The sequence below is a fragment of the Gordonia sp. (in: high G+C Gram-positive bacteria) genome (assembly GCF_049299075.1).
Taxonomy (GTDB): Bacteria; Actinomycetota; Actinomycetes; order Mycobacteriales; family Mycobacteriaceae; genus Gordonia.
In genome coordinates, this window is the sequence record NZ_JBAQWU010000402.1 from 1 (window position 1) to 11,619 (window position 11,619).

Genomic DNA, 11,619 nt, shown 5'->3' on the forward strand with positions numbered 1-11,619 from the left:
ATCAGCGGCGGCGGCTGGGAAATCGCCGACGCAGGCAGTGCGGCCGGGACCTGGTTGCACCGGCAGCGGGTCACCCGGCTGCGGCTCGGTCCGCCAGCCCCGCTGCGCCTCGGACAGCTGCCGGACAGCGTCGCCGTTCGGGTGAGCTTGCAGGGTGCGCCCATTGGGCAGCGTCTGCCACAGTCGGGTCCGTCGCCGACTCAACAGCCACCGACTCACCAGCCACCGGGTCGGCAGCCATCGGGCCAGCAGCCGCCGAGCAAGCAGCCGCCGGGCAAGCCGCCGTTGGCGCAGACGATGGTGCACCAGCGGCCCGCGTTCGGCGCACCGGTGGGCCCAGGTATGGCGATCCGGATGGCGTCGGGCGTACAGCGTTTCGGGCCGGGCCGGCCCATCCGTATCGGCCGGGCCCCTGACCTGGAATGCACAGCCGATGATCCGGCGGTTTCCCGGCTGCACGCGATCCTGGAACCGCGGCCGGACGGCTGGTGGCTCCTCGACCGCTCCACGAGCGGCACGTTCATCGACGGCGAGCCGGTGAGCCAGCAGCTAATCAGCGAGGCAACCGAAGTTATGCTTGGCCACCCGACTGCCGGATACGAGATCGAAGTGGTTCCGGTCGTTGACTCGCAGCAGGCCTCGGCGCAGCTCGCCCAGAAGAAAAAGGATGCGGCCAAGCGCAAGCGAACCAAGACTCTGCTGTCGGCATCGGCCGCAATTGTCGCATTGGCGCTGGTCGGCGGCCTGATTGCGTTCTTTGCCACGCGCAGCACCGACGACGGCGGTTCCGGGGGCAACCTACTTACCGAAGCGGAACTAAACCAAGCCAAAAGCTCCAGCGTGCTGATCCTGATGGTCGACGAGCGGGGCCGCACCATGGGGAACGGTTCGGGCTCCATCATCTCGGCGGACGGCCAGATCCTCACCAACGCGCACGTGGCCGCCCCGAATGCGCCCGGCCTCACCTCGCCGATGGATCCGCCGGCGCGCTACCTCATCGCGTTGGCGTCCGAGCAGGACGACAAGCCTTACGAGCCGGCGTACACCGCGGAGACGATCGTCGCTGACGGCGTGCTCGACCTGGCCGTGATGCAGATCGTCGCCGACGCTAAGGGTAATCCGATCGAGCGCAGCAAGCTGAAGCTACCCGCCGCGATGCCGCTCGGCGACAGCGACAAACTCCGGACGGGTGACGAGATCACGGCGCTCGGATTCCCCGGTCTGGCGTACGTCGCCACCGAAGCGACCAGCGAAGGCCGGGCGCTGACGGTGACCCGTGGCGTGGTGTCGACGTTCCTGCCCGAGCGTGGGGTGAGCGAAAGTCGCGCGTGGATCGACAGCGATATTCGGGTCGGATCGGGCAACTCCGGCGGCGCGTCGGTGAACCGGGACGGCGAGATTATCGGCGTCAACACTGCGGGCGTCACCGAAGCGACCGTGGGCGGCAGTGGTGCCGGCGGCGCGTTTACCGGTGGCTCGGCACTGATCCGACCGGTGAACCTCGCCCGGACTCTCCTGGAGATCGCCGCCAAGGGTGGCGACCCGAACTACGTCTCGCCGCACTACACCGGCGCGCAGGAGCAGGCTCCGCCGGCGGCCGGTGCCCGGATCGAATCCGGCGGCTGGTCGAACGACCCGAACGCGCAGTGCAAGCGGAGCAGTGGGCCGACGACTATCGCCGGTACAGCGCCGGTCACCTTGTACGCCATGTACACCGTCTCCGGTTTGCCCAACGGCACCGAAGTGGAGTTCCAGCAGCTGACGCTTGATGGCCGCCGCGTCTCGCGCACAGCGCTCACTTGGAAGAGCGGTACCGACGAGGTATGCGCGGGCATCAAGGTCGACATTCCCGTGGGCCTGGACGGACTCAACGCGGTGTTGGTGTCCGGTGGTTCGTCCATCGAGAACCCGGTGATACTCAAGAAGTAGCCGAGGCACCGCGGGTGGTGACGGCGAATTGCAGCGTCTGTGGATCGAAGCGCAACCGCCCGCGGTCGAAGGCCGCACCGATGTGGGTCGCCACCTCGCGCGGGGCGCCGGTGATCAGTGACTGCTCCCCGGGGGTGGCGGGATCATGACCCGGCAGCAACCAGACGTCGTCGGCCAGCCGCAAGGCGAGTTCCAGCTCGTGTGTGGAGACCAGGACGGCCAGGTTCTGCTCGCGGGCCAGCCGGGCGAGTAGGTCCAGTAGTTCCACGCGCGACGGTACGTCCAGAAATGACGTCGGTTCGTCCAGAATCAGTAGTCGGGGCTGCTGTGCCAGGGCGCGGGCGGTCATCACACGCTGGCGTTGACCGTCGGACAGCTCCCCGCCCAGTCGGTCGGCCAGGGCCGCCGTGCCGGTCACCTCCAGTGCCCACTGGACTACCTCGTGGTCGGCGGCACTCATTCGGGCCGAGATGCCCAAGTGCGGAGTCCGGCCGAGCGCAATGATCTCCCGCACGTTCAGGAAGCCCGAATCGACGCGCTCGGTCAGCACGACGGCGACCGATTTGGCGAGGTCGGCGGGCGCGACTGACGCCACGTCGGTGCCGTTGACCAGAACCCGACCGTGCAGGGCCGGTTGAAGTCCGCACACGGTGCGCAACAGCGTCGACTTACCCGAGCCGTTCGGGCCGAGCAGAGCGGTCAGTCTGCCCGGCCGCGCAGTGGCGGTCAGCCCGCGCGCCAGTACCAGCTCGTGGCGGGGGCGCCGCCGGGACCGGGAGCGGTAGCCGATGGCAACCTCGCGCAATTCCATTCCACCTGCTTCCATTCCACTTGCTGCCGGATCGCTCACAAGCCCACCCCCGACAGTCGTCCGCGGCTGGCGCGGACGAGGACAAAGATCACCACGGGTGCGCCGAACAGTGCCGTCACCGCGCCCAGCGGCAGCACTTTGTCGGTGGCGCCGGGCAACTCGGCGATCACCCCACAGATCAATGCGAGGGCCGCACCGATCAACAGTGTCGCCGGCATCACGAGGCGGTGGTCGGAACTGCCGACCGTGAACCGTGCCAGGTGCGGGATCACCAGGCCGAGGAATCCGATCGGTCCGCAGAAGGCGGTGGTGACGCCGGCCAGGATCGCCGATGAGACGATGATGACGACGCGGGTGCGGCCGATTCCGATGCCCATTGACCGCGCATAGCCTTCACCGAGTAGCAGCGCGTTGAGGGGTCGAACGGTGAGGGCGGCCAGAACGATTCCGGCGATCACCAGCGGCACCATGATCTGCAGGTCTTGGTCGGTGGAGGCGCGGAAGGTACCCATGCCCCAGACCAGGAATTGCTGCGCCAGCTGCGGCTGGGTCATGGTCAGCATCACCGATACTGCGGCCGTGCTCACCGAGGCGAGCATCACACCGACCAACAGCAGCGCCACCGACGAGCGCACCCAGCGGGAGAGCACCGCGATGATCGCGAGCACGACGCCCGCGCCGATCGCAGCGGCGATCACCGTCCCGTTGCGGCCCATGGCGGTGAGCCCGCGGGTGAACCCGGCCGCCGCCGAGGATCCACCGAGCAGCACGACGATGGCCACGCCAAGCGAGGCGCCCGAGCTTGCACCGAGAATGTACGGGTCGGCCAGCGGATTGCGGAACAACGTCTGCATCTGCATACCGGCCAGCCCGAGGGCCGCGCCGACGGTCAGGGCCGTCACGGTCCGCGGGATTCGGAAGTCGCGCACCAGGACCGCACGCGGCCCGTCGCCGCCGAGGAGGGCGTCCAGGGTGTCGCCGAACGGCACGTTCACCGAACCGACAAACAGGGAGAGCAGTATCGACCCGGCGAGGAGAAGAACGAGCCCGGCGAAAACGAGCCTGAGTCGCCGGATGCGGGTGTCCGCGCCGGTTGCGGCAGGGGTCACCGAGTCAGTTCCCGGTAGAAGACGAACGTGTGATTGGGGAGCAGCGCGGGGTGCAGGATCGCCACAGTGTCGGCGAGCACCAGGTCGGGGCGGGAACTGCCGAGTTCGTAGAAGTCGTTGCCGCCGGTGGGACCCATTGCAAGGTTCGCGTTCCACACCTGGCCAGAATTCACTGCGGCGAGGCTGCGATAGCGCGGATCGACCCGGAGAACCTCGGCGATCGTCTTCCACTGGTTGTCGGCCACCAACCAAATCGGAATGCTCCGGGCGCGGTCGACGACGTCTTCGAAGCTGAGCTGCACTGCGTTGCCCGGGCTTGCCGCCCACGGCCAGGTGCCGCCGGCGTCGCGGATCAGTCGGCCCGACGAGCTGGCCTCGCCGGGGACTGACCAGGTGCCCTGGAAGTCGGCGCCGTAGAGAATCTCGGTGGGTGGCAGGCCGCGGGTCTTGGCGGCAAGCTCGTTGTAGCGGGAGGCGATGCCGTCGAAAACTGTCTGCGACTTCTTGCTGGTGTCGGTGAGGACACCGAGGAGCTTGATCCATTCGGCGATGGCCAGCGGATCGGCTTCCAACCAATCGGCGACGGCGACCACCGGGATCCCGGCGCGGCGTAGCGCCGGGTAGGCGGCATTTTCGGTGCCGTCGGTCAGCAGGACATCTGGGTGGGCGGCCATCACGCGCTCGACGTCGATCGTCGCGCCATTAGCGTATTCGGCGACCTTGCCGGTGCTGACGCGGGCGCGCACCTGCTCATTGGAGATCATTGACGTGTTGGCCGCACCGGTGAGGGTGTCGAGCACACCGAGCTCGGTGAACCACGGCAGCTGGGTCGTAGATCCGGAGTAGACGGTCCGTACCGGGACCTCGATTACTTGGACTCGATCGTCCAGTGACGGTGCGGGAGTGCCGCACCGGACGAGTGCGTAGCGGTCGGCTGTGCCGCCCGGGAACGGTTGCTCGACCGTGATGTCCACCCAGTTGAGGTGGTAGTCGAGGCGGAGATTCTTCGCGTAGTCGATGGACGCCTTGTCTGGAAAGTAGTCCTTGTTCGCGTCATAGTCGGTGACGCACTCGCGCTGGCGGCCGCCGTCGTCCGATACGGTGCTGCCGCAGCCGGACAGGACCAGGGCCGTGACGGCGAGTAGGGCAGCCAGCGCCCGCGTTCGGGTGGTCACAGCGCCAGCTTCGCGAGCTGTTCGATTTCGGCGACCGAGCCGGGGGAGACCAGCATGGTGGTCACCCCAGCGGCTTCCCAGCGACTGATCTCCGCCCGGATGTGGGCGTCGTCGCCGATGATCGCGGCATCGTCGACCACCGCGTCCGGGATCACCGCGGCGGCGTCGGCTTTGCGGCCGGCGCGGAAGAGTGCCGTGACCTCGTCAACGACCTCTCCGTGACCCATGCGGCGATATACCTCGGCATGAAAGTTGGTGTCCTCGCTGCCCATGCCGCCCATGTAGAGGGCCACGAACGGTTTGATGGCGGCGTAGGCAGCGGCCGGATCATCGGTGACCACGATCTGCGCGGTTGCACAGATCTCGAAGGTCTCGCGCGTATGCCGGGCGCCGGGGCGGGCGAAGCCTTCGTCGAGCCACGCGTTGTACTCGTCGGCCATCCGCGGCGTGTAGAACAGCGGCAGCCAGCCATCGGCGATCTCGGCGGCCAGGGCAATGTTCTTCGGGCCCTCCGCGCCGAGGTAGACCGGAATATCCGCGCGCAAAGGATGCACGATCGGCTTGAGTGATTTACCGAGGCCGCTGGCGCCCGCGCCGTCGTACGGAAGAGGGTAGTGCGGGCCGTCGCTGCGCACTGGGGCCTGGCGGGACCACACCTGACGCATGATGTCGACGTACTCGCGGGTGCGGGCCAGCGGTCTGGCGAAGGGCTGGCCGTACCAGCCCTCGACGACCTGCGGACCGGACACTCCCAGGCCGACGATGTGCCGACCGCGCGACAGGTGGTCGAGGGTCAGTGCGGCCATCGCGCATGCGGTCGGCGTCCGTGCCGACATCTGGAGCACCGAGGTGCCAAGCCGTAGGCGTTCAGTCCTGCTGCCCCACCACGCCAACGGTGTATAGGCATCGCTGCCCCATGCCTCGGCGGTGAAGATCGCATCGAAGCCGAAGGTTTCGGCGGCGTCGACCAGTTCCGCATGGTTGTGCGGGGGCTGCGCGCCCCAGTAGCCAAGCTGCAGACCAAGTTTCATGCCTCACATCCTGACATGAAAAACTTTGGTGCTCGGAGCGACACGTGATGTCGGTCAGAGCACCAAAGTTTCTCCGCGGGAGCTACCTGCCGGCGATCAACGCCGGAGTTCGAAGCGGTCGGCGTCCATCACCTTGTGCCACGCAGCGATGAAGTCGTCGACAAACTTGCTGCCGCCGTCGTTGGCGCCGTAGACCTCGGCCAAGGCGCGCAACTGCGCGTTGGCGCCGAAGACCAGATCCACACGGCTGCCAGTCCATTTCTGCTCGCCGGTGGCCCGGTCGACACCGACGTAGCCGTCGCCCTGGGGCTTCCACTCGATGTCCATGTCGAGCAGGTTGACGAAGAAGTCGGTCGACAGTGTCTCGGTGCGATCAGTGAACACGCCGTCGGAGCTGCCGCCGTGGTTGGCGCCAAGGACGCGCAGACCGCCGACCAGGGCAGTCATCTCCGGGGCGGTCAAGGTGAGCAACTGTGCGCGGTCGACCAGCAGGTACTCCGCCGGTACCTGCGTGTCGGCCACCACGTAGTTGCGGAAACCGTCCCAGCGGGGCTCCATGGCCTCGAACGAGTCGACGTCGGTTAGCTCCTGGGTGGCGTCGGTGCGGCCCGGAGTGAACGGAACGGTCACCTCGACGCCGGCGTTCTTGGCCGCCTTTTCGATGGCTGCTGCACCGCCGAGCACGATCACATCGGCGAAGGAGACTTTGCGGTCACCGCGTTTGATGTGGCCAAAAATGCCCTCGGTCGAGTTGTTCCACTCGGTGACAATGCCCTCAAGAGCCTCGATAGTCGTGGCCAGCTCGGCCGGCTCGTTGACGGCCCAGTCGCGTTGCGGCTCCAGTCGGACGCGGCCGCCGTTGGCGCCGCCGCGCTTATCGCTGCCACGGAATGACGCTGCACTGGCCCAGGCCGCCTTGATTAGCTGGCCGACCGACAGACCCGACTCCAGGATTTTCTTCTTCAGCGCCGCAATGTCGCCGGCGTTGATCAGCTCGTGGTCAACCGGCGGCACCGGATCCTGCCAGACCAGCACCTCGTCGGGGACCAGCGCGCCGCGGTAACGCGACCGCGGACCCATGTCGCGGTGGGTCAGCTTGAACCAGGCGCGCGCATAGGCGTCCTCGAAGGCTCGGGGGTTTTCCAGGAACTTGCGGGCGATCGGCTCGTAGATCGGATCGAAACGCAGTGCCAGGTCGGTGGTGAGCATCATGGGCTGATGCTTCTTTGACGGATCACCGGCGTCCGGGACGCTGGTCGAGCCAGCGCCGTCCTTCGGGTGCCACTGCTGGGCGCCGGCCGGGCTCGTGCCGAGCTCCCACTCGTAACCGAAGAGGGTCCAGAAGAAGTTGTTGTCCCAGGTGACCGGCGTGCTGTTCCACGCGCCCTCCAAGCCCGAGCTGACGGCGTCGACGCCGACACCGGTGCGGGTCGGGTTCTTCCAGCCCAGACCCATATCCTCGAGCGGGGCGCCCTCGGGCTCCGGGCCGAGGATGTCCGCCGGGCCGTTGCCGTGCGTCTTTCCGAAGGTGTGACCACCGGCGATCAGGGCCAGGGTCTCCTCGTCGTTCATAGCCATGCGGGCAAAGGTTTCCCGGATGTCTTTGGCCGATTCCAGCGGATCCGGGTTGCCGTTGGGGCCCTCCGGGTTCACGTAGATGAGGCCCATCTGAACGGCCGCGAGCGGGTTGTCCAGATCGCGCTCGCCGGTGTAACGGTTGTCGCCGAGCCATTCGGTCTCCGGACCCCAGTACACCTCCTCGGGCTCCCACTTCTCGGTGCGGCCGCCGCCGAAGCCGAAGACCTTCATGCCCATGTCTTCCATAGCGTAGGTACCGGCGAAGATCAACAGGTCACCCCAGGACAGCGTGGCACCATACTTCTTCTTGATCGGCCACAGCAGGCGGCGGGCTTTGTCCAGGCCGGCATTGTCGGGCCACGAGTTCAGCGGCGCGAAACGCTGCATCCCATGACCGGAGCCGCCGCGGCCGTCGGCAATCCGGTAGGTACCCGCGGCGTGCCACGCCATCCGGACGAAGAACGGACCGTAGTTGCCGTAGTCAGCTGGCCACCATGCCTTCGAGTCGCGCATGACGGCGGACAGATCGGCCTTCAGTTCGTTCAGGTCGATGCTCTCGAAGGCTGTGCCGTAATCGAAGTCCGCGGGGTAGGGGTCGCCCTCGGCCGGGTTCTCGGCCAGGAGCTTTAGGTTGAGCTGGTTAGGCCACCAGTCACGGTTGCCACCGCCCTCGGCTGGCGGCTTGAGGCCGCCGATCACGGGGCAGCCTGCCGCGCTGTCGTCCAATTCGGCCAAAGGTTGATCGTCGGTCATAGTGGTGAATCCTCTCGATGCGGCTGGGGTGAAACTGGGCGTGAATCTCGGGTGGCGCACTCGGGGCAGACGCCCCAGTACACGACTTCGGCTTCATCGATCGCAAAGCCGTAGGTCTGTTCCGCCTGCAGGCAGGGGGCCTCGCCGACCGCGCAATCGACGTCGCGGATCTGGCCGCATCCGCGGCAGACGAGGTGGTGGTGGTTGTCGGCGATGCGGGTCTCGTAGCGGGCGACATGCCCGGACGGCTGGATGCGGCGGACCAGGCCGGCGCCGGTGAGGGCGCGCAGCACGTCGTACACCGCCTGGCGGGAGACGTCGGGGAGATCAGCGCGTACCGCCGCCAGCACATCTTCGGTGACCGTGTGCGGCTGGGCATGCACCGCCGCGTACACGGCCAGCCGGGGTTTGGTCACCCGGAGACCGGTCTCGCGGATCGCCGCGATCAGCGTCGCAGTGTCTCCGGACGAAGTGGCCATGAGCTCATCATGCCTGCTTTTCTGGACTAGATCCAGACTTAACTGAAAATAGGGGCGCAAGTCCCGGGCCCGAGTCCGCCGTGCCGCTATCGGTGGTCTCACCGGTGAGCCATCGCCGGGGAACGTCGACCATCATTGTGGTCAGGTCCGCCGCGCTGACGCCGAGTGCGGTGAGCGCGGGAATCACCCGGTCAACCAGATTGAAGTAGGTCCAATCGGGGGCGACCTCCTGCTTCTTCGCGTCGTCGAACCAGTCGCTGAACGCATACGCACTCTGCGATAAAACCATCCGGTCGGCGTAACCGGCCTCAAGGAGGGCGTGCACCGTCGCAATGCGCACCTCGTGGGGGAGTAGCACGTCAACACCGAAGCGATCCATACCGAGGATCGAACCGGCATCGGCGAGATGTCGGAGGTAGTCAAGATTGCCGGTGTCGCCCGAGTGGGCGAGCATGACGCGGGTCAGGTCGACGCCTTCTTCGCTCAGCACACGCTGGGCCACCAGTCCGGACTCCGTGTGCGGATTGGTGTGGACGATGACTGGCGCGCCGGTCAACACTGCAGCCTGCCCAACGGCACGCATGATTCGCTCGACACCGGTCGACAAACCTTCGGCCTCGATGGCGCACATCAGCGCGGCCGCCTTGATCCCCGTGTGACCGATGCCTTCGGTGAGGTCACGGACAAAGGTCGCGGTCATCGGATCAGGTACGTCAAAGCCGAGCCCGGGCCCGGTGTAGTGCAATTGCAGCGGCAGGTCGTGGTACGTGAAGTAGCCGGTGGTGACCAGTACGTTCAGATCGGTATGCTCGGCGACACGCCGAACGCGTTCGACGTTGCGGCCCATGCCGGCCACCGAGACGTCGAGCAGGGTGTCGATACCGCTGGCCTTCACCCGACGCAGTAGATCGACCGCGTGCGCCACGTGCGCATCTTCGTCCCACTCGGGAAGAAAGTTGAGCCGGTAGTCCTCATTGAGAATGAAGACGTGTTCGTGTGGGAGCACCCTTCCCAGGTCCGCGACCGGTATCGGACCGGTGACGGTGTTGATGGTCTGCATATCGCCCTTCGCTGAACCCCCGCCACCGCGAGCAGTGGACCTGTTGTTCAACAGTAGGCGCGGTGAGGGGCGGCGCGGACCAGATTGGTGTCGTAAGGTTTTGCCATGCTGAATGCTGGTCAACTCTTTGCAGGTCTGCGCGTTGTCGGTCGGCTCGGAGCCGATGCCGCCGGAGAAACCTATCTGGTTCAAGCCCCGGGACAACCGAGCGAGGACACCCTCCTCCTGCTGCCCGAAGCGAGTGGGAAAGACCCGCACTACCGGCAGGCGTTCTTTGCTATGGCGGCCGCTGCCACGACACTCGACGACCCGGCGGTAGTTGCCGTGCGCGGCTACGGCGAGGAGGGCGGACGGCTGTGGATCGCCAGCGAGCGGGTCGGCGGGCCGACCCTGCAATCGGTGGTGGTCCAGACCGGGCCGTTGAATACCGACGAGGCGGCCGCCGCAGTGACTGCGGTGGCCGGCGCTCTCGACCAGGCACATTCCCGGGGATTGCTGCGCGGACCGATCAGCGCCGCCGACGTGATCGTCACCGAGGGGCCCGAAGGCCAACGCTATCGGGTGTCCGGGTTCGGGCTGCCCGTGGCTGGCGGCGATGCCCGCGCCGATCAGGCCGGTTTGGGCGAACTGGTGACCTTCTTGCTGACCGGCGGCGAGGACATCGGCCAGCGCGTTACCACCATGCGCCCGCAACTGTCCGGCGATGTTGACGACGTACTCGCCAAAGTGCGTCGTCCGGCGGCACAGCGCTACGACTCGTGCGGCCGGTTCGCTGCAGCGCTGACGACGGCACTGACCGCGACCGGGACGGGGGCCGCCGGTTCGGCAGCCACGGTCGCCATGACGTCGGCGGAACAGGGGAAGCATGTAGCCACCGAGATCCTCCCCACCGAGCCCGCGGCCCCGACCGAGATGCCGCAGATCCCTCCGCAGGCCCAGGCCCAGGCGCCGGACCAGACCCCGCAGGCGACCGCGTTCGGCGGTCCGTCGAACCCGACCAGTCCGCAGCCTGAATTCAGTCCGCAGGCCCCGTACGGACAGCAGGCACCGTACGGACAGCAAGCCGCCTACGGACAGCAGGCGCCGCATGGGCAGCCGGGACAGTACGGGCAGCAACCCTACGGCGTGCAGTCCGCACCGCAGCAGAAGTCGAAAATGCCGTGGATCCTCGGTGGTGGACTCGCGGCGGTGATCGCGGTGGTCGCCGGACTGCTCATCGCCCAGCCGTGGGCCGGCGACAGCGAAAACACCGCGGACTCGCGCCCGACGACGAGCGCGCGCGGCAGCGCGAGGTCGACCACCACCACGACCAGTGCCACTCCGCAGGTGGCCGGTGGCGTGCCGGTTGGCTGTGAGAACGGGGTGGTGATCACTCGAGGATCCAGCGCGAACTTAGAGGCTGGTGGTGTCATCCGCATTCCGGCGGCGGAACTGCCGACCGGCTGGCGTCCAGACAGCGGTTCGCTGTGGCCGTATCTGACTGCGGGCGACGCGATCTCAGTCGCGCGGCCGGCGGGGGAGAACTGGCAAGCGCAGATCGTCGTCGGCACCCTGCCCGCCGACTTCACTGGTCCCATCGCCACCATCGCCGCGAAGTTCATCTCGTGCCTGGATGAGGCCCCCGGCTACACCAATTCCGGCGCCAAGCCAGCGGTGATCACCAGCGATCGCGATGGTGCCACCGACGGCGGCAA

Annotated in this window: 9 protein-coding genes; 2 read left to right on the plus strand and 7 right to left on the minus strand. The window is 67.1% G+C overall.

The genetic code is table 11. The annotated features are described in order from the left end of the window. On the plus strand, positions 1-1,929 hold a 1,929-nt coding region (locus WAW85_RS12795; protein WP_422559988.1), incomplete at its 5' end, for a trypsin-like peptidase domain-containing protein. On the opposite strand, the gene WAW85_RS12800 is transcribed toward WAW85_RS12795, so the two are convergent. From WAW85_RS12800 to WAW85_RS12830, 7 genes are all read right to left on the minus strand, one after another. After that, entirely contained in the window at positions 1,919-2,740 is an 822-nt protein-coding gene (locus tag WAW85_RS12800) for an ABC transporter ATP-binding protein (RefSeq protein WP_422559989.1), read from the minus strand. The genes WAW85_RS12795 and WAW85_RS12800 overlap by 11 nt on opposite strands. Before the next feature lie 35 nt (positions 2,741-2,775). Continuing rightward, positions 2,776-3,849 (minus strand): FecCD family ABC transporter permease, encoded by a 1,074-nt coding sequence (locus tag WAW85_RS12805; protein ID WP_422559990.1) that lies wholly within the window; start codon positions 3,847-3,849, stop codon positions 2,776-2,778. After that, entirely contained in the window at positions 3,846-5,024 is a 1,179-nt protein-coding gene (locus WAW85_RS12810) for an ABC transporter substrate-binding protein (protein ID WP_422559991.1), read from the minus strand. Before WAW85_RS12810 ends, WAW85_RS12805 begins: the two co-directional genes overlap by 4 nt. Continuing rightward, complete coding sequence (locus tag WAW85_RS12815; protein ID WP_422559992.1) at positions 5,021-6,055, minus strand: LLM class F420-dependent oxidoreductase; 1,035 nt, start codon at positions 6,053-6,055, stop codon at positions 5,021-5,023. Before WAW85_RS12815 ends, WAW85_RS12810 begins: the two co-directional genes overlap by 4 nt. A gap of 96 nt (positions 6,056-6,151) precedes the next feature. Beyond that, the gene (katG, locus tag WAW85_RS12820) at positions 6,152-8,386 is read right to left on the minus strand and encodes a catalase/peroxidase HPI (protein WP_422559993.1); all 2,235 of its coding nucleotides are present in this window, start codon (positions 8,384-8,386) and stop codon (positions 6,152-6,154) included. Further along, the gene (locus WAW85_RS12825) at positions 8,383-8,865 is read right to left on the minus strand and encodes a Fur family transcriptional regulator (RefSeq protein WP_422559994.1); all 483 of its coding nucleotides are present in this window, start codon (positions 8,863-8,865) and stop codon (positions 8,383-8,385) included. The genes katG and WAW85_RS12825 overlap by 4 nt, the downstream gene beginning before the upstream one ends. Positions 8,866-8,872: 7 nt before the next feature. Further along, positions 8,873-9,925, minus strand: coding sequence for a phosphotriesterase family protein (locus WAW85_RS12830; RefSeq protein WP_422559995.1), 1,053 nt, complete (start codon positions 9,923-9,925; stop codon positions 8,873-8,875). 105 nt (positions 9,926-10,030) lie between these two features. On the opposite strand from WAW85_RS12830, the gene WAW85_RS12835 reads away from it, so the two are divergent. After that, on the plus strand, positions 10,031-11,619 hold a 1,589-nt coding region (locus WAW85_RS12835), incomplete at its 3' end, for a hypothetical protein (protein ID WP_422559996.1).